Origin of the sequence: Paragemmobacter amnigenus, from assembly GCF_009908265.2 — a bacterium.
GTDB lineage: Bacteria > Pseudomonadota > Alphaproteobacteria > Rhodobacterales > Rhodobacteraceae > Paragemmobacter > Paragemmobacter amnigenus.
Genome location: NZ_JAAATX020000011.1, coordinates 144,680 through 162,307, shown reverse-complemented (window position 1 = coordinate 162,307; position 17,628 = coordinate 144,680). Strand labels below are relative to the sequence as shown.

22 protein-coding genes and 1 pseudogene are annotated in these 17,628 nt (G+C 66.1%); 4 read left to right on the top strand and 19 right to left on the bottom strand.

Annotation, left to right across the window (positions count from 1 at the left end; all coding sequences use genetic code 11):
• Positions 1 to 21: 21 nt before the first annotated feature.
• Together GU927_RS16045 and GU927_RS16040 are read right to left on the bottom strand one after the other, a co-directional pair.
• Entirely contained in the window at positions 22 to 459 is a 438-nt protein-coding gene (locus GU927_RS16045; protein WP_161763488.1) for a hypothetical protein, read from the bottom strand.
• A 2-nt stretch (positions 460 to 461) separates the two neighbouring features.
• Entirely contained in the window at positions 462 to 1,406 is a 945-nt protein-coding gene (locus tag GU927_RS16040; protein WP_161763465.1) for a phage tail tube protein, read from the bottom strand.
• 97 nt (positions 1,407 to 1,503) lie between these two features.
• On the opposite strand from GU927_RS16040, the gene GU927_RS16035 reads away from it, so the two are divergent.
• On the top strand, positions 1,504 to 2,391 hold the full coding sequence (locus tag GU927_RS16035) for a GIY-YIG nuclease family protein (RefSeq protein WP_158241751.1): 888 nt from the start codon (positions 1,504 to 1,506) through the stop codon (positions 2,389 to 2,391).
• On the opposite strand, the gene GU927_RS16030 is transcribed toward GU927_RS16035, so the two are convergent.
• Complete coding sequence (locus GU927_RS16030; RefSeq protein ID WP_161763464.1) at positions 2,392 to 2,811, bottom strand: acyl-CoA transferase; 420 nt, start codon at positions 2,809 to 2,811, stop codon at positions 2,392 to 2,394. It abuts the gene before it with no gap.
• A gap of 138 nt (positions 2,812 to 2,949) precedes the next feature.
• Between GU927_RS16030 and GU927_RS16025 the strand changes: the two genes are divergently transcribed.
• On the top strand, positions 2,950 to 3,567 hold the full coding sequence (locus GU927_RS16025) for a DUF2971 domain-containing protein (RefSeq protein ID WP_143710362.1): 618 nt from the start codon (positions 2,950 to 2,952) through the stop codon (positions 3,565 to 3,567).
• A gap of 12 nt (positions 3,568 to 3,579) precedes the next feature.
• Here GU927_RS16025 and GU927_RS16020 read toward each other — a convergent pair whose 3' ends face one another.
• The 8 genes from GU927_RS16020 to GU927_RS15985 form a co-directional block, all read right to left on the bottom strand.
• Complete coding sequence (locus GU927_RS16020) at positions 3,580 to 4,215, bottom strand: DUF6441 family protein (RefSeq protein WP_161763462.1); 636 nt, start codon at positions 4,213 to 4,215, stop codon at positions 3,580 to 3,582.
• 5 nt (positions 4,216 to 4,220) lie between these two features.
• A complete protein-coding gene (locus GU927_RS16015; RefSeq protein WP_101918934.1) occupies positions 4,221 to 4,532 on the bottom strand; it encodes a head-tail joining protein in 312 nt (103 codons plus the stop codon).
• Positions 4,532 to 4,867: a DUF2190 family protein gene (locus GU927_RS16010; RefSeq protein WP_161763461.1), complete on the bottom strand. Its 336-nt coding sequence runs from the start codon at positions 4,865 to 4,867 to the stop codon at positions 4,532 to 4,534. Before GU927_RS16010 ends, GU927_RS16015 begins: the two co-directional genes overlap by 1 nt.
• A gap of 80 nt (positions 4,868 to 4,947) precedes the next feature.
• The gene (locus tag GU927_RS16005; protein ID WP_232489239.1) at positions 4,948 to 6,981 is read right to left on the bottom strand and encodes a prohead protease/major capsid protein fusion protein; all 2,034 of its coding nucleotides are present in this window, start codon (positions 6,979 to 6,981) and stop codon (positions 4,948 to 4,950) included.
• A 4-nt stretch (positions 6,982 to 6,985) separates the two neighbouring features.
• On the bottom strand, positions 6,986 to 8,497 hold the full coding sequence (locus GU927_RS16000; protein WP_161763460.1) for a phage portal protein: 1,512 nt from the start codon (positions 8,495 to 8,497) through the stop codon (positions 6,986 to 6,988).
• Complete coding sequence (locus GU927_RS15995; protein ID WP_161763459.1) at positions 8,497 to 8,706, bottom strand: phage head-tail joining protein; 210 nt, start codon at positions 8,704 to 8,706, stop codon at positions 8,497 to 8,499. Before GU927_RS15995 ends, GU927_RS16000 begins: the two co-directional genes overlap by 1 nt.
• A 1-nt stretch (position 8,707) precedes the next feature.
• Complete coding sequence (locus GU927_RS15990; RefSeq protein WP_161763458.1) at positions 8,708 to 10,711, bottom strand: phage terminase large subunit family protein; 2,004 nt, start codon at positions 10,709 to 10,711, stop codon at positions 8,708 to 8,710.
• Entirely contained in the window at positions 10,659 to 11,219 is a 561-nt protein-coding gene (locus GU927_RS15985; RefSeq protein ID WP_101918938.1) for a hypothetical protein, read from the bottom strand. The genes GU927_RS15990 and GU927_RS15985 overlap by 53 nt, the downstream gene beginning before the upstream one ends.
• A gap of 111 nt (positions 11,220 to 11,330) precedes the next feature.
• Between GU927_RS15985 and GU927_RS15980 the strand changes: the two genes are divergently transcribed.
• On the top strand, positions 11,331 to 11,555 hold the full coding sequence (locus GU927_RS15980; protein ID WP_161763457.1) for a hypothetical protein: 225 nt from the start codon (positions 11,331 to 11,333) through the stop codon (positions 11,553 to 11,555).
• A gap of 89 nt (positions 11,556 to 11,644) precedes the next feature.
• On the top strand, positions 11,645 to 12,217 hold the full coding sequence (locus tag GU927_RS15975) for a DUF3489 domain-containing protein (protein WP_161763456.1): 573 nt from the start codon (positions 11,645 to 11,647) through the stop codon (positions 12,215 to 12,217).
• Positions 12,218 to 12,275: 58 nt separating this feature from the next.
• On the opposite strand, the gene GU927_RS15970 is transcribed toward GU927_RS15975, so the two are convergent.
• The 8 genes and pseudogenes from GU927_RS15970 to GU927_RS15935 all read right to left on the bottom strand — a co-directional run bounded on the left by GU927_RS15970 (position 12,276) and on the right by GU927_RS15935 (position 17,473).
• The gene (locus GU927_RS15970) at positions 12,276 to 13,052 is read right to left on the bottom strand and encodes a hypothetical protein (protein ID WP_232489238.1); all 777 of its coding nucleotides are present in this window, start codon (positions 13,050 to 13,052) and stop codon (positions 12,276 to 12,278) included.
• A 119-nt stretch (positions 13,053 to 13,171) separates the two neighbouring features.
• Positions 13,172 to 13,408, bottom strand: coding sequence for a DUF7220 family protein (locus tag GU927_RS15965; RefSeq protein ID WP_101918941.1), 237 nt, complete (start codon positions 13,406 to 13,408; stop codon positions 13,172 to 13,174).
• Complete coding sequence (locus GU927_RS15960; protein ID WP_232489243.1) at positions 13,405 to 13,890, bottom strand: hypothetical protein; 486 nt, start codon at positions 13,888 to 13,890, stop codon at positions 13,405 to 13,407. The genes GU927_RS15965 and GU927_RS15960 overlap by 4 nt, the downstream gene beginning before the upstream one ends.
• Positions 13,891 to 14,095: 205 nt before the next feature.
• Positions 14,096 to 14,602: pseudogene (locus tag GU927_RS15955) on the bottom strand (DNA cytosine methyltransferase); the annotation flags it as partial.
• Position 14,603: 1 nt separating this feature from the next.
• Positions 14,604 to 15,947: a site-specific DNA-methyltransferase gene (locus GU927_RS15950; RefSeq protein WP_161763454.1), complete on the bottom strand. Its 1,344-nt coding sequence runs from the start codon at positions 15,945 to 15,947 to the stop codon at positions 14,604 to 14,606.
• 416 nt (positions 15,948 to 16,363) lie between these two features.
• Complete coding sequence (locus GU927_RS15945; RefSeq protein WP_018303644.1) at positions 16,364 to 16,744, bottom strand: DUF6362 family protein; 381 nt, start codon at positions 16,742 to 16,744, stop codon at positions 16,364 to 16,366.
• The gene (locus GU927_RS15940; RefSeq protein ID WP_071796301.1) at positions 16,737 to 16,937 is read right to left on the bottom strand and encodes a hypothetical protein; all 201 of its coding nucleotides are present in this window, start codon (positions 16,935 to 16,937) and stop codon (positions 16,737 to 16,739) included. The genes GU927_RS15945 and GU927_RS15940 overlap by 8 nt, the downstream gene beginning before the upstream one ends.
• Positions 16,934 to 17,473: a crossover junction endodeoxyribonuclease RuvC gene (locus tag GU927_RS15935; protein ID WP_232489237.1), complete on the bottom strand. Its 540-nt coding sequence runs from the start codon at positions 17,471 to 17,473 to the stop codon at positions 16,934 to 16,936. Before GU927_RS15935 ends, GU927_RS15940 begins: the two co-directional genes overlap by 4 nt.
• Positions 17,474 to 17,628 lie beyond the last annotated feature (155 nt).

The following is a 17,628-nucleotide window of genomic DNA, read 5'->3' as shown; positions in this document are numbered from 1 at the left end:
CCTCATGGCTCAGGGGCGCGTTCAGGATTTGCGGGCAGTCCGGGCAGCGCCCTTCGCAGGCTTTGCAGTATCCGTCGCCCCCACCGAAGACCCAGTCAGCAAGGGCGCTGAGACGTTTTTTTCCGCCTCGAGCTCCAGACCCTTGGCGACATAGGCGGTCTGGAACTTCTCGAAGATCGGCCAGAGATCGAGAAGAGCGTCGATGGCCTCGGGGCTGACCGGAATGGGCGTACCGTCTGCGTCGCCCACACCCTCCCAATCGACGATGGCACGGGCCGCGATGGCCTTGGCAAAGATGACCGCGATGCTGTCATCGGGCGTGCCGGGGGCGATGGCGCGCACGGCCGGATCGGTGCGGGCCGCGACCATGATGGCCGTCGTGAGCGGTTCGACCTTCACGCGCACGCCCAGTGCGAGGTCGAGCCAAACGGCTTCGCGGGCGAGGTTCAGGCGCAGCATCATCAGTACTCCTCGATGTCATTGACGAGCGTAGCTGTGCACATCCGACCCAGTGTGGCATCGCGCGCGGCCTGCCAGTCGAAGGTGGCCTGGATGCCCTGCGGCCCCGGGATCTCGATCCGGGGGCGCGGCAGATAGACGGCATGCGCCGTGAAGGTGAAACTCTCGCCCGAGAGCAGGACATAGGCGAAAGTCAGCGCGCAGGGATCGCCCGCGATGGCCTGGTTCACCAGCACCTGATCGGCGAAGCGCACCTCGATCTTGCCGGTCAGCGCCGCAATGGAGGGATCCGCCCCGTCGATGCGGCCGTCGGAGCGAATGGTCTCCACCCGGTCAAGGTTGTTGGCATAGGTGATCTCGGCCGAGATGATGTTGCCGAGCGGCTGGCCGTTGCGCGTGATCGCCCCGTTGAAATGCCCGAAGCGCTGGAGGTCGAGATCGGCCAGTGTGCCCGCGGCGGAGGTGCTCGCGATGGCCTCGCCCTGCGCCACGAGGCTCGCGGTCGCGGTCAGCAGGCCGGATCGCTGCATCTGCCAACTCAGGCTGTCGAGGACGCAGCCCGAGTACATCGCATAACGCGGCACCTCCGGCATGCCGGTCTCGATGGACATCGACGGCAAGGACCAGGCACCGGAGCGGAACTCATGCGTGAAGGGGCCCGGCGCCGCGCCCGTCGTCACGGGCGACCCAAAGGCCGCCTTCAGCCAGAAGCCAAAGGCCGCGGCATCGATCGGGACGACCACGTTGCCGTCGGCTGTCACCGCATCCTTGATAGGTGCCAGCGGGTCGCGGCCATATCCCAGGAGTTCGCTGTTCAGGAGCGGCTGCTCCGAACCCAGCGTGGTGCTGGCGAACGGCATCTTCGTGAACCCGCTCGCGGGTGGAGTGCCATAGGTGGTCTCGAACGCAAGCGCCATCTGCGCCCGCGCGCCTTGCGCACGTGCCATGGAGGTCTCCCTAGATATGAGCGGTTGGAAAGCCGCGTTGTTTCAGCGAATTGGTCCCGTTAGGCTTGGGCGCGAGCCAGGATCGGAAAGCGGGGCCATGGATTTCAAAGACATTTTGCGGATTGCTGGCATCGATCCCGATTTGAGGGACAACGTCGTACTCATTCGACATCGCCCGTTTGAGCCGCAGCTCGCCAGAGTCATGCCGTGGCTCATCAGTGAACGCCCTGAGCTCTTCGAGACCTACCAGTCGGTTCCCGGGCGACCGGAGACGGCGCTCCGCCGCGCCCACTACATGGCCAGCTTCCTAGGCCTTCGCCCTGGCACGGCACATTTCGTGGGCCTGTACCGCATCGGCGAAAGCCGCGACGTCGACCTCAATGGTTTCTGGACCATTCCCGAGAACCAGTCCCTGCGCGGTTTTGGTTATGAAGGCTTCACTGAGCAATATGCAGCGGAGGTCGGGACCGTTCGGCAGTTCTCCTTTGAGCCTTTGGAGGCATATGCAAACTGGCGGGGAAAGCTGGTCATCGAATTCCCACCGCCGGAACGCTCCTGGTTCCGTCTCGTGGACCGCAACAACTTTCCGGTTCGCGCCATTCTTGAAGAAAGCGCCTTCTCCTCCCCCCCGCCGGATTGGCACGAGATCGATCTGAACGTCGCGCAGCTTGCAGTGCTACCTAAGAGCTGGCGTGCCCGTCTGTCGGAGTGGCGCGGCATCTATCTCATCTTCGACGAGCGGGATGGAAGATCCTATGTTGGCTCGGCCTACGGTCGGGACAACCTGCTCGGCCGCTGGTTGACCTACGCGCGCGACGGACACGGCGGCAACCGCGAACTTCGAGAGAGGGACGCGCGGAGCTTTCGCTTCACAATCCTTGAACGGCTCGCACCGGACCTGCCCGCGGAGGAGGTGATCGCCCGAGAGAACAGCTGGAAGTCGCGCCTGCATACGCGGGCACCCTTCGGGCTGAATGCGAACTGATCAGGCGAGCGGATCGGCTGTGGAGTAATGCAATACGACCGGGATCACCGCCGCCTTCAGGCTGGCGGCACCTTCCACCGGCAGATCGACCGGGCGCGGCGCCATCGCCTCAATCCAGTCGCAAAGCCCGCCTAGTGTGCGGTCGGCGGCAATCACCGCACCGACATGAGCGCAAAGGGTGTCAAACGCGGCGTCACGGGTGGCCCCTTGCACGACCGCCTCGATCTCGGCCCGGTGCTGGTAGTGATAGCGCAGCGGCGAGAGTGTGACCTCGGGCTCCCCCGGCTCGCCGTCGCGCAGGATCAGCAGGCCCCCGGCTGGCACGCGCTCGGGCAGCACCTCACCGCGCAGGGCGGTGGCAGGCAGCGCCAAAAGCCGCGCGTGCAGCGCTGCGAGGATGATTTCGCGGGGGGTCGGCATTCGTCCTATCCACGAGCACAGCCACTGAGGATATGCTTTACCTTCACTGCGATGCTGCGCTTAATGCATATGATTTGCGGGGTTTTGACGAGGGCGCCCGAGAAAATGACAAGCACGACATTTCGGCGCTACACGAACTTGGCCGCTGCCATCCATCTTCTGCAGCAACGAAAGATCACGCTTCTTGACCCGTCAACTTGGGATGACAGGAATGACGCGTTCTTCATGTCAGAGTACAAGCGGCGCACGAATGCTGCTTCTGTCTTGGCTCTCTGCTTCGCAGAAAGCCACGAAACCTACCACCACTGGCGGGTTTTTTCTCACGGCTCAGACGGCGTGTGCATCGAGTTCGACAAGGAAGGACTTCTGGAAGCATTCAACCAAGATCCGGGCACTCGGCATGGCACTATGAATTACACCCTTTTGAAGGAGGCGAAAAAGATGGCTGACATCGATGTCGAGCAGCTTCCCTTCCTGAAAAGGTGGCCCTATGGCGATGAAGCAGAGTACCGCGTCGTCCACGTAGACCCGCACAATTCAAAGCCATTTCATGACGTGCCAATCAGCTTGAGCCATGTAAGGCGTGTCACTTTGGGCCCTTGGTTGGCGAATGCGCTTTCCGAGTCTGTTAAGAAGACCCTGAAGTCGATCGACGGCTGTTCCAATTTGAAGATCTACAGGTCGACATTGATAGACAACCAGGAATGGAAGAAACTGGCTGGGCGGGCCGCACCCATCCTGCCTGATCACCGCTGATCGCTCTGGTATCTAACGAACTCCCAAGTCGCCGACCCAGTTCGCCACGATTAGCCCCGGCAACGCGTCATGCGCCCGCTCTGCATCCCGCGCGAGGTCGAGGCGCTTAGGCAACTTGACCTGCGGCACCAACAGGAAGATCGGCGCGGTCACGAGGCCCCGGCCGGTTTTCGACCGTGACGCTACGGCGCGGCCCTTCGTGTTCAGCCGCCCCTCGGCTACCATCAGGCTCGGGCCCCTGCGGCGATAGATGAACCGCAGGCGCAACCCCGTGCGGCGTTCCCACTCGCCAGGGCTGATCCGACCGCCACGGGCGGACTTTCCAGCGGCAGCGGTCGGGATCGCCAGCCAGAAGCCGTTCTTCGAGCGGATCAGCGGGCCGGTGTCGTGGGCGCCGACGATGACCGGGGCGTTGGACCAGATCACGGCCGCCGCGTTGAGGCTGGGCGTGGCCTTGGGGAACTGCTCCGACCGGATGGTGCGAGCAAGGCGTGGCCCGAGCCCCGCGCCGGTGATCTGCGTGCGCCACGCCGCCTTGAGCCCGGTCCCGGCCTCGCGGATTGCGGCCGACACGGCCCGCTCGCCAGCCGCCACCTCGGCCGCCATCATCGCGACGATGTCGGGATCAATGTCGAGCTTGAGCTTCATCGCAGTCACGTCGGGCGCAGATCTACGGTCCAGACCAGCCGCTCGCGGTCGCGGACCGGTTCGCCCTGGATGAGGAACGCCTCGCCCTCGATCTCGATGCGGTCGCCCGGGCGTGGGGCTGGCACCTCGGCGACGCACAGGTCGATCCGGGTGGTCTCGGACCAGAGCCGCGCATCGCCGTAGTCTGTGATGGCATCGGCACGCCGGGCGACGACGCGCACCAGCACGGGCGCGCCGCCGTCGGTGATGTAGACCGCGTCCCGGCCGATGTTCGGATCGGCAAAGAGCGCACCCAAGGCGGCGGCAAAGGCGCTCATCAGAAGGCGCCGTTCAGCCGCACCCGACCGACGGTGTCGCCCGCGCCGCTCGCCACGGCATAGGTAGCCACGCCGATGAGGGTGTTGTCGGTCGGGACCGTAGTGCAGCGCTTGTTGGTGTTGTCCCAATAGACCTTAGCACCGACGGTCCAAGCCTGGGAGCCGACCTTGGTGAGATCGAATACGCCGGTGAGCGCGGTTTCGACGGGCTCGCTGATGGCGACGGTTCCGGTTGCAACGCCGAAGATGGCACCGACAAGCAGGCCATCGCCAGAGGCGACGGCATAGGGTGCGGTCAAGGTGATGGTATTGCCGGGCTGGACGTAGGTTTTCATGGGGAGGATCCTCGTGGAAAGACGAAGGGCGGCCCATCAGGACCGCCCGCATGTCGGGGTTCAGCATTTCAGCGCGCTGGTCACGCGCCGGGGTTCTTGTAGAGGCCGCGCCAGTCGATGGCCTTGGCGCCGAAATCGAGGCGGCACTTGATCTCGACGCCGTCGACATCGAAGCCGTTGCGGGTCTCGATGTAGGCACCCTGCTGGCCCTCGAGATAGGCGTACTCGATGGTGTCGATCTGGTTGGGCGAGGCTGCCAGATACCAGGAGGTGGCGCTGGCGGCGTCGAGGCGCGGCTCGCTGATCGGCGAAAGCGTCCGGATCGACTGCGGCACCACCTTGGCGCTGTCGGTGGGGACAAGGTTCTGCGCGACCAGCTGTTCGGCCTTCAGTTCCAGGGCTGCCGGGACGATCAGGAAGGCGGGCCGGATGTTCAGCACCGTCTTCTTGTCGAGGCCCGACTGCAGCGCCATCGCAGCGCGGGCCGCGCCGACACTCGCCACATCCAGCGCCGCACCGGTGCCTGCCAGGTTCTTGTGCGTGGTGTGGAAGAGCGCGTTGCCATCGGCCATCGCCGGGTTCGAGGTGATGATGCCCCAGACCACGTCCGATTCCAGCTGCGCGATGGAGTTGCCATACATCGCCGGGATGCGCGTGAAGGCATCGAGATCGTCGTTGATCAGCACCTGCCGGGTGATGGCGACGACCCGGCCATAGGTCTTGACCTTGTAGCTCTCCTTGCTCTCCCCGAGCGTCCCGCGCTTGAACTCGCCGCTTTCGCCGACCTCCAGAAGCTGCGGCGCTTCGCCCAGCTGGACGCGGTGCATGGATTTGAAGTCGGTGGCCAGCACCTGGCGGCAGAAAAGCGCGAAGGTCCGGGGATAGGCGTCATAGGCCTGCCGCAGGGTCTTGTTGGTGACGGCCGACAGGATCTCGGGGAAGTCCGAGGTCGAGTGCAGCGCCCGCGTCGCCACCTCGTCGCGCGAGAGCCCCCGCGTGTTGACCCCCGCATTGCCGAGGCTTTCGCGGGCCAATTCCAGCAGCGTCATGCCGCGATACTGGCGCGCGGCATCCTCGAGCGGGAACAGCGTCGGGCTGTAGCGGTGCAGGAGCGCATTCGCCACCGCGTCGCGGCGGGTGATCCGCTCGTCGCGTCCACCGAGGGGGATCGAGACATGGGGGAAGGTCCGGGTCTCGTCGGATTTCGCTGCGACCTGGTCGAGGATCAGGCGGCGGGACTCGTCGACGCTGACGCCGCGCTTGACCAGATCCTCTGCGAAGCTGCGTTCGAGGTTCAGACGGCCGGTCAGATCGTAGATGGTGGACACGCGATCACGCTCGGCCTCGCGGGCGCGGGTCGCGATGGTCTCGCTGTCGGGCGCAGGCGCCGGTTCCGGCATCCGCGCGGCCGTCTGTTCGGGCTGTGCCGGGGCCGCGACGGGCTGATGGCGGGTCTCGGTCAAGGCGGGGACATCCCCAGCCACGGTGGTCGTGCTCTCAGGCATGGATGCCTCCTTTTGCATGCGGGTGTCGATGATCTCGACGGGATAGCTGGCCTGATCCGCGGCGCGGACCTGCGCGCGGGGATCGGCGGGAACGGTCACGAAGCTGACCTCGAGCGGGGTCCAGCGTTCGACGATGCGCTGCTCGACCTCGCCCTTGGCTGCGGGCTCGACCACCTTCACCCGCTCGATGGAATAGCCGACCGAGACGTTGCGGATGATACCGTCGCTGATCAGCCCGAACATGCGGTCGGCGGCCTGGTCCAGACCCTCGCGGGGGAAGCGGATGGTGGCCTTTCCTTCCTTGCCCTCGATCCAGGCGCGCTCGACGACGCCCACCTGCGAATGCGAGGACCAGACCGAGTGACTGTCGAGCGCCGGGGCCCCGGCGTTGAGGCGCGTCAGGTCCACGGCTCTGTCGCTCACCTCGAGGATCTCGTCGAAGGGGACGGAGGTGTCCCAGCCGGTCCAGCGCCGCCGCCGGACGGCCGCGCCGGTGGTGAAGACCACGTCGACCGAGCGCGCCTCGGAATTGACGGTCGCGGGCAGGATGGGTGCGCGCCGAAGCTGCATTGGCAGGGCGACCGGGGCCGCGATGATCGTATCGGGCATGGCCCTATTCCTTCTCTGGTTCGGATGCGGGGGCGGCCGGGTCACTGGTTGGGTCGCCCGCCTGCGCGCTGCCGGTCTTGGTGACGCGGCGCGGGTCGCTGTCGAGCACGAGGCCGAGACCATCGAGCTTGGCGTTAGTCGCGGCGATTTCCGCGAGGACCGCGTCCGGGTTGTGGCCCTGCCGGGCGATGGCCTGCGCCAGCGTCATCGTGCCTGTCCGGATCGCCAGCAGGTCGGCCATCGCATCCTTGTAGGGATCGACCGCGTCGAACTTCGGCGGCGACCATTCCACCGGCACGTCCGGTGTCGGGATCTGCCCCGCCGCCCATGCGGCTTCCGTGAACCAGCGCCACACCGGCGCACAGAGCATCGGAATGAAGAGCTGCCACTGCACGGCGTCGATCATGCGCCGGAACTCGACCAGCCCCGCCCGGATCGAGGAATAGTTCACCTGGGACAGGTCCCCAGTCAGCAGCTCGTAGGGCACCCGGAACCCGGCCGAGATCGTGTGCAGGCTGGCCCGCTTGTATTCGCCGTAGCCGCCGGTGGCAGCGGGTTGGTTGAACCGGATGTCCTTGCCGCCGCGCGCATAGGCGATCAGCCCCGGTTCGAACTGCTCGACCCTGTTGCCATCGGCATCGACCACGGCGGGCGCGATGCCCTGCTGCGCCTCGTCGTCGGCGAAGACGATGGCCGTGACGCAGGCCTCGGTCTTCTTGCGCACCAGTTCGGCCACCTCGTAGTCGTCGAGGTCGCGCAAGCTGCGGATCACCGGTGCGCCCCAGGGAACGCCGCGCGCCTGCGTGCGCTGCTTCTCGTAGACATGGGCGATTTCGGTCGCGGGGACCGGTCGCGATCCGAGCCTGCCCTGCAGCGCACCCCAGGCATCGCCGGGATGCGCGGCATGCAGCCAGTAGGCCCGGCGTTTGCCGACCGGGTCGAACTCGATGCCCTGCACGATGCGGCCCGCGCCCGTGTAACTGGACTTGGTGGCGTCGAGGAAGTCGGCCTCCAGCACCTGCAATTGCAGCGGCACTGGCAAACCGTCGCTGGCCCTCCGGAGCCTGCGACGGATCAACACCTCGCCCGCTTCGATCATTTCGCGGCAGATCAGCGTCTGCAGCCCGTAGAAGTCGAGCTGGCCATCGGCATCGCACTCCGCCGTCCAGCGAGCGAACAACGCGTCCACCTTACGGTCGAGCTTGTCATCGCCGCTGGCTGCACGGGGCATGATGCCCGAACCGACGATGTTGTTCACCAGCACCGCCACGGCCTTGGCTGCATGCGGGTTGTTGCGGACGAGATCGCGCATCCGGTCGCGCAGCAGCGCCCCTGCCACGCCGATTTCGGTGTCGGCCGAGGATCCCGACGCGCGCCAACCGTCCGTGCGCCGCCCTTTTGACGCACCGTCATAGCCGCGCGTCAGGGTCTCGAATGCCTGTCGCGCCAGCACGCGACGGGCGGCAGCCCGAGGCGCGATCGTCGCGATAGCGTGATCGAACCAGTTGGCCGACATCAGCGATCCCCGCGCGAGAAGCCCGCCAGCCCGGCGACCGGCAGAGGTCGGGTCGTCCCCGCGATGGCCCGCTCGATGGTGCGGATGCGGCCCAGCAGATCCTCGGCTGAGCCATAGTCGACGGATTTTCCATCATAGCTGACCCGCGTCGTGCCGCAGGCATAGGCCCGGCGCAATGCAGCCAGCTCTGTCTCCGTCCAATCCGTCATGTCAGAACCATCCTCCGCGTCGGCCAAGCCAGTCCGACTGCCGTTTTCCCTGGGGTGCGGACTGCGGCCGGTTGACCCGCCCCGCACCATCCATTTCCGTGGGCGCGGCCCCGAGTTGATCCTCGAGATCGCGCCATTTCTCGTCGGTCCAGCGATCCGTACCCGCGATCCAGGCGGCTGCGCGGGCATAGACCCGGCAGTCCAGCGCCTCATTGCGTTCGCGCAGCTTCTGCCATTCGAGCTTGGCGAAGCCGCGCTTCGTGCGCACCGTCACCAGCTGTTCCGCCACGAACTGCTTCAGCCATTCGTTCTCGACCCAGTGCGGCAGATGCACTGAGCCGGACGGAAACGCCGCCCCCTCGGCCATCTCCTCCTCGGTCGGCCGCGCCAGCCGCAGGAAGCGGTAGGTCTCGGCCTTGAAGGTCGAGACCGCCACGGTCCAGAGCCGTGCCCCGCGCCGCAAGCGTTTGCCACCCTCGGTCGCGTCGACGAAGGTCGGGCCAGACACCGGACTGGAGCGGTTGAACCCCTCGACGCCCTTGACCGGCGAGACCTGCGCGAAGCCCTGCGCCCGCGACCAGGAATAGACCGCCGGAGCCTCGTAGCCCGTGTCGATGGCCAGCCGAGCAATCCGCAGATGCGCGCCGCGTTCATGCGGCCAAGACCGGTCCAGCAGCGTGGTCAGTTCCGACCACGCGTCGTGTCGGTCGGGGCCGCCCTCGATCACGATGTGATCGACCAGCCAGGACTCAAGTCCGCGGCCCCAGGCCCAGACATCGACCTCGATCCGGTCCTTCTGGACGTCGGCCCCGGCCGTCAGGAACAGCCCACCCGCGGGAACGGTGCCGGGTTTCCACGCCTCGCGCCGGTCGTAGAGCCGCTGCCAGTCCGGCGCTTCCCCAGTTTCGACCCAGGTCTCGCCAAGGATGGTGTTGCGGAAAGCCTTGATCGCCTCGTCCGACCCTTGGGCCGCCTCCCAGCCGCGGGCAATGCGCTGCCAGCTGAGCCAGCCCACCGGCGAATAGAGCGCCGAAAGGTGGTAGCCGACCGTTGTGGGATCTGCGGCCGTGGCGGTCGCCCGCCATTCACCACCCTCCAGCATCGCTGTTTTGTGGTGTTCCGCGATCGGCTGATCACAACCCTCGCAATTGTATTCCGCCGTTTCCGGCCGCCCCTTCTGCCAGCGCAACCTGTCGAATTTCAGCCACTGCATCGCGCCGCAAAGCGGGCACGGCACGAAGAACCGGCGCTGGTCGCTCGCCTCGTATTCCCGCTCGATGCGGGACAGCCCCCGGATCGTGGGCGTCGATACCAACAGCACTTTGCGCCGATGGGCGAAGGTCAGTGACCGGGCCTCGGCCAGCGTGACTGGGTCGCCCTCTTCGTCGGCCGAGGCCGGATAGGCGTCTACCTCGTCGAGGAAGATGTACCGTGCAGGGGTGGACCGCAGTCCGACCGCCGAGTTCGCCCCGGTCATGATCAGGATGCCGCCCGCGAACTCCTTGGACAGCATCGTGTTGCCTGCATCGCGCGACCGGGCCGGCTTCACCCGCTCCCGAAGCTCCGGGCTTTCCTCGATCAGCGGGTCGATCCGCTGGCGCGAGTTGCGCTTGGCAAGTTCCACCGTCGGCTGGACCGCAAGCATCGGACCCGGCGCCTGGTGGATGGCAAAGCCGATCCAGTTGTTGCCGGCTTCCGTCGCGCCGACCTGTGCAGCTTTCATGAACACGATCCGCTGCGTGGGATCGCCGGGGCTCAGCCGGTCCATGATCTCGCGCATGTAGGGCGTGCGCCCTGTGCGATACCGCCCCGGCTCGGCCGAGGCGCGACCAGAGAGCATCCGGTGCCGGTCTGCCCATTCCGAAACCGTCAGATCCGGATCGGGCGTTAGCCCCGCGCCCCAGATGCGGAGGATTTCTGCCGCGCCGTCGAAATCCGACAAGCCTTCATCATCACCGGAAGTCGGGCCGGACCTCGGCAAGCTCGTCGAGGTGGGCGCGTACATGTGTTTCCAGAACCTTCTGCATCACAGCGGGCTCCACGCCGAGATCGGCCGCCATCAGCGCTGCTGACCGCGCGGGCCAGTTCACCCATGCATCCCGGACCTCGCGGGCCAGGCGGAACACCAGCGCCAGCGCGCGCGCCCGCTCGATCAATTCCCCCTTCAGCTTTTGCAGCCGGATACGCCGTTCCTGCGCCTTCAGCACCTCGTTGGCGGTCTTCGCCTGCAGGAAGGTGGTCCCACCGGCCGCGACCGGGGCGGGCAGACCCTCCTCGCGCAGGGTTTCGCCGACTGAGGCGACCGCCGCCTCGGGGACGGGTTTCAGCTTCGGTTCGGGCGGCTTGCGGGTCTTGGACGGGTCCGTGGTGTCTGCCCGCCGTGCGTCGCTGGCGGCCGCGTTGATGCTGCCGTCGGGATAGAGGACCAGCCGTTCGGCAAGCTTTGCCTTCTGGACCGCGCCACGGGACAGCCCGACATGCGCGGCATACTGGCGCTCACTCATGCCCTGCATCGTTCGCTCCGATTATCAATCCAAATCATGCACTTATCTCGTTGATAAGCATCGCGGACAGAGGGAACGTGTTTCCAGAAGGACGATGCAACTCACCTCGGAGCCACCAAGATGACCCACCGCGCGACCGACAACACGAAAGCCATCAACGCCTTCATCGCCGCCAAGGCCGAGATCGACGCGATGCTGGAACGCCTCGCCGCCCTCAGCGCGGACCATTTCGAGACCAGCCCCGACGAGATCAACTGGGGGCATGTCGGTACCCTGCATCACTACCGCGACCGTCTGCGCGAGATCACCGACAGCGCGTTCAAGGAAGGCGAGCACGCCGAATAACCAACGCATTCATCGCGCCAGCTCCGCCCTGCGGGGCTCGGCCTCGTAGAAGGGTCCGCATTCCGCGCGCCCCGATACGGGAGACGACAATGACACAGCTTTCCGACACCCAAGCCCTGATCCTGAGCGCGGCCGCGCAGCGTCCCGAGCACATCGCCCTGCCGCTGCCCGAGAGCCTGCGCGGCGGTGCCGCTGCAAAGGTGGTCGGCGCGATGATCGGCAAGGGATTGCTGCAGGAGGTCGACGCCGACCTTCGCAAGGGCGAACCCATGTGGCGCGAAACCGGCGACGGCCATGGCGTAACGCTGATTGCCACCGACGCAGGGCTTGCAGCGATCGGCATCGAGCCCGACGACACGCACAGCGCGCGCACGGGCACCGACGAGGCGCCGAGGGGTGTGTCCGCGACGGACACCACCACCGCGCCCGAAGCCACGCCCAAGGCGCGCACGCTGCGCGAGGGCACCAAACAGGCCACGCTGATCGCCATGCTGCGTGCGCCAGAGGGCGCGACAATCGAGGAGATCATCGCCACCACGGGCTGGCAGTCGCACACGGTGCGCGGCGCGATGGCCGGGGCACTGAAGAAGAAGCTCGGACTCGAGGTGACCTCGGAGAAGGTCGAGGGGCGCGGACGGGTCTATAGCCTGCCGCGCGACTAGCGCCGCGCGCCATGCAAGTCGAAATGCCGCCGTCCCTCGGGGCGGCGGCCTCCTTGTCTCAAAGCGAGATGTTCCAGTAGTCGAGCACCTTGCGGACATCATCCCGAGGATAGTGCGGGCCTGCAGATGCTAGATCGTTGCGAATGGCGGCCTTCCTGCGGTCTGCCGCGTCCTTGATCCTCGCCGAGAACCTGGCCATGCCGAGAGGGCGCGAGGGCCGATCAGGCTTCGGCCAGCTTTCCGGGTAAGCCTCCCAATCCAACCATTCCGCCACCTGCCGCGCGTTGTCTGCGACCTCCTCATGGTCACAAGACCAACCGTAGAGTTGCAACGCGCATACGCGCAGCATCATCTTTACTTCGGTCATGACGTCCGTGAATGCCTTTAGCGGCGTGGGGAGAAGGACCATGTTCGCCACGCAGGAAAAGAAGCGCCGATCCTGCACCACGGCGTTGCTGATCTGATAAGCGGCATCATCCACACCCCATATGTGGCAACATGACCAGTTCGGCCTTTCCTCGGCACGAAGGCCCAGTGCAAGCGTTAGAGCCTTGTTCGCGTGAATGTTTCCTTCGAATTTGTGGATGATCGCGCCCGTCTGCCGATTACGGTTCATCTGCGGCTCAGACCAGTTCGCCTTATAGAAAAGGGCGCGTCGCGCGTGTTCTGGATACCAGACGGGAAGATACTCGAATGTTCGCGGATCGACCCATCGCGCAGTCCTCTCGATCAACCCCATCACATCCCTGAGGCCGAGCTCTCGCCGTAACGCTTCTAGGCCGTCTGGAAGCAAGTCGGCGGAGTCGCTTTTTCCTTCTTCTTGGTTCTGCAGCACTACAATCTCGATCCAAATCTCTGGGCAGCAAATTAGATCAGCCGCCGCCTCCAACTCGGAGAAACCATAGGATCTGAGTTTTATTGCGGCAACTTCGAAACCGCTTGATGGTGATCAGCCTAACGCTGGTGTTCCTTGTTCATCGCGCAACGGATCGCCTCGAACACCCGCCGCAAGGCGAAGGAACGCGCAATGCTGACAACGGTGAACACTGCGCCCATCTTGAGGTTCTGCGCCAGCGTCGTGTGAAGCCCGAACATCGGGAAGATCAGGATCTGCGTGCCGACCGCGACGCAATAGCCGACGATCACATTGGCGACGGCCTCGACCAGTGACATGAAACAGGACTGCTTCATGCTGGCACCGCGTCATCCATCGGCCAGCAGTTCAGCTGCCAGAGTTCGCAGCGCATGCGCCGCAACCAGCGGTACCACTCCATTTCCACAGAGGCGAAGCCGGTCCACCCGGTGGGCCAGCCCATCAGCGCCTCGACGAACAGCGGGTTCAAGGTTCGGCGCGGCTCGGAGGTATCGCGCCCAGCCATCGGCGTCACCAGGACCTGGCGGCCAAGGAGACCGTTCACCGGCGTGTTGGCAAGGCTCGTCGCCCCGTCCTTGTGATCGCGTGCCGTCGGCGTCATCCACATCCCCGCCGCATGGGTAAGATCGGCCGACAGGCGATTGCCCGCACTCGGCTTGCAGCCATCGTTCGCCATCGGCGTCGGCCAGTCCCGCGCCATGCGGTCCAGGCCCTTCTCGTCCTTCCGCTCGCCGCCCCGGCTGCGGAAACTGTCGATCTGCGGCGTCGGCCAAAGTGCTGCTGTCGTCGCCAGGTTCATGCCGTGCTGCCCCGCCTCCTGCGATGGCGTGGGTTTCGTCTGCCGGTTCTCGTTGGCGCTGGCCCTCGGTGTCGGCCAGAGCCGCAGCAGTTCCGTCCGGTTCCCGCCACTCGACCGGGTGCCAGAGCAGGCGCGCGGGGTCGGCCAGCTCGTCCGCCTCGCGGATGGCGAGGATGAACAGCCGCTCACGTCTGTGGGGCGCGCCGACTTCCGCCGCCGTGAAGAGTCCTGCCGCAAGGCGGTAGCCCATGCCGACCAGTCCGCTGGCGACTTCGGGGAAGCCGAGGCGGAGATGATGGGCGACATTCTCGAGGAAGACGAAGGGCGGCGCGACCTCGCCGATGATGCGGGCGACATGCGGCCAGAGGTGGCGCGGATCGTCCGCACCCCGGCGCTTTCCCGCGACCGAGAACGGCTGGCACGGATAGCCCGCAGTGATGATATCCACCGCGCCGCGCCAAGGGCGGCCGTCGAAGGTGGCAACGTCGTCCCAGACAGGCGCTGGATCCAGGGCCGCGTCCTCCATCCGCGCCACGAGAGTGGCTGCGGCGAAGGTTTCCCGTTCGACATGGCCCACAGAACGATATCCGGGGATGGCGATGGTGAGGCCGAGGTCGAACCCGCCAGCGCCGGAGCAGAGGGAGAGGCCGAACAGGCATGCGTCTCCGGCCCCGGAAACGCGTCCGGAGGAAGGTAAAGCCAGGTCATGCATGTCACGCGGCGGGTTCGGGAAGGGTTTCGGGTGCGGCCGGGGTTTCGCCCAGCCTCTCAGTTCTTACTTGCGCGAAGGTTCGACCATCGCCGTCGAGGATCGCGTCCTTGCCGGTCTCAGCCTGCCAACGCTCAACGGCGACATCGACATAGGCCGGGCTGATTTCCATCGCAAAGACGCGGCGGCCGTTGGCTTCGCCCGCCATGATCTGCGAACCCGAGCCGGAGAACGGCTCGTAGCAGAGGCCGCCCCGCGCCACATGCTGGCGCATCGGGATCCCGAAGGCGTCGAGGGGTTTCGGCGTGGGGTGGTCGGGGCGTTCGTCCTTCGTGAAGGACGGCATCTCCCATGTCGAGGGAAGCGTCTGTTCGGCCACCTTTGGCGGGCGGTTCGGGCGGCGCCAGCCCATGAAGCAGGGTTCGTGCTTCCACAGATAATGCGACCGAGTCAGAACCCCGCGGTCCTTGACCCAGATGATCTGCTGATGGACGAAGGCCCCCGCTTTTTCCCAGCAGGCTTCCAGCATCGCCTGGCGGCGCGAGGCGTGCCAGCAGTACCAGGCGGCGTCATCGGTGATCGCCTCCGCTACGGCGGCGGCGATGAAGCCATCGTAGAGTTCGGCACCCTGGCTGCTGTCATCCCAAGTTACGCCATAGGACTGCGACCAGTCCTTGTTCCGCGTTGGATGGTTCGAGCCATCGTAATCCACCAGATACGGCGGGTCGGTTGCGAACAGGATTGCCCGCTCCCCGTTCATCAGGCGGCGGACATCGTCATGACTGGTACTGTCGCCGCAAAGCAGGCGGTGGTCGCCGAGAATCCAGAGATCGCCAGTCCGAGAGGCCGGATTGCGGGGTGGTTCGGGGATGGTCACCGGCGGCACGGAGCCCCCGGCGCGACCTTCTTCTTCCCCGCCCCCCTCCGGCACGAAGGCCAAGAGCTTGTCCAACTCGCCGTCAGAGAAGCCGACAAGCGACAGGTCAAAATCCTCGGCCAGCAGATCGTTCAGTTCGGCCGACAACAGCGCCTCGTCCCAGGTGCCGAGTTCGGTCAGCTTGTTGTCCGCGATCCGATAGGCCCGGCGCTGTGCCTCCGTCAGGTGCCCGAGTACAATCACCGGCGCGTCGGTCAGCCCGAGCTGCGTGGCGGCCAGCACGCGCCCGTGCCCCGCGATCAACTCTCCGTCTTCGGCCACGAGGCAGGGCACGGTCCAGCCGAACTCGGCCATGCTGGCGGCGATCTTCGCGACTTGGTCCGGCCCGTGCGCCTTCGCATTGCGGGCGTATGGCTGCAGCCTGGCCAGCGGCCACGTCTCGATCCGGTCCGGGGCAAAGCTCAGTGTCATGGGCGGGTGGGTTCCGATGTGGTGGTGGATGCTGGCCGGATTCTGGACACCGGATGCCGCACTGGACTCCAAGTGGGGTCCAGTGGCTTCCAGGGTGTCCGGCCCACGGCCCAGCGTTTATTGAGGTTTGCGCGGGATCAGGTGGATCCGGCTTTCGGGTGGCTTCCCAAAAATCCGGTCCTGTCGCTGGCGATGCGCCGCGCTTCGCCCGCCAGCATACGAAAACGCCCAGGAAGGAACCGGAAACTGCCTCGGGCTGGACCCCGGCCGGACCCTCGCTGGATACCGGGGTCCAGAAGGTCCCCATCAACGCAAAGGGGAGAGCGAGCCTTCCAGCGCACTCTCCCCATCTTGCCTTCGGAATAGCATGGATCTGTTGCAAATGTCGAAGGAAAAAGTGTTGCAACACATTGGAGTCACTGCGCATTCAGGCGCGCGGCGATCTTGGTCAGCGCCAGCTGCCAGCGACGCCAGGCGGTCGTGCGGTCGCAGCCGAGTTCCCCGCTGATCTGCTTCCACGGCACCCGGGCCGCACGCGACCAGACCAGCTTGCGTTCCGCCTCCTCGATCCAGAGCACCCAGTCGAAGGTCTGCTCGAGCCGGGTGATCGCGGCGGCCGACGGCCAGACCCGCATCGGCTGCGGTTCCATCGCCGCGATCTCGCGGCTGGTCCGCACGATGTCGGGCCAGGTGTTGAAGTAGCCCTGCGCCTTCACGGGCGGCAGCTTGCGCAGCGTGCGGAACGCCTCCTCGAAATGATCGGCGACGCAGTCGGCGGTCCATTCGCGATCAGCCATGGCGCGCCTCCCTGTCGGACGGGCGCGGGCCGTAGAGCTTCTCGCCGAGTTGGCGCACCAGTTCACGCTCGGGCCAGGTGAGGCGGTCGTCATCAGCGGAGACCGCGAGGACGCCCTGTTCCCGCCAGCCCTCGCGCTTGACCTGCTCGGGATCCCGGCGTCGGCCGCCGTAGCCGTGGGGATGCCATCTCATGCGACACCTCCCTTTGTCTCGATCGCCCAGAGCAGCAGGGCGATGGCGTCGGCCTCGTTGTCGTCGGCCGGGCTGAAGCCGCGGGCGCGGACGGCGGCGACCATCGTGGCTTTGTCGGCGTTGCCCTTGCCTGCGGCGTGACGCTTGATCGTGCCGACCGGAACGCCCTCGTAGGGAACGCCGCGCAGCTCGGCCCATGCGGTCAGCGTGGCCATGAGCCCGCCGTAGATATGGCTCGCGTCGGTGCCTGCGTGGCGGCGAACTTCCTCGAACCAGATGGTGGCGACCGGCCCCGACAGCCGGTCGATCTCGGTCAGCCAGTTGGTGAAGCGCAGGTAGCGCATGCCGCCGCCGTCGAAGCGGCCCGGGCGCAGCGAGACGGTGCCGCTGGTGAGCAGGCCGTCATGGCCACGGATCGCCCAGCCGGTCGAGGTGCCGAGGTCGAGGGCGAGGATGCAGCGGTTGCGGGGGGTGTCGAGCGGCAGCGATTCAAACCTTGCGCCGTCGCAATTCGGGATCAGAGTCGGCTGAGCCATGATGGGTCTCCTTTGTCGGTGGCCTGTGGTGGTGGAAGACGACGGCGGTCTGGTGCTTGGCGGTACGGGGCCGCCGTCGTCGGATCGGGAAGCACAAGGGAGCGTCACGGCGGCGCGCGCGGCTGGCCCGGACGTATGGGAGGAGTGGCCAACCC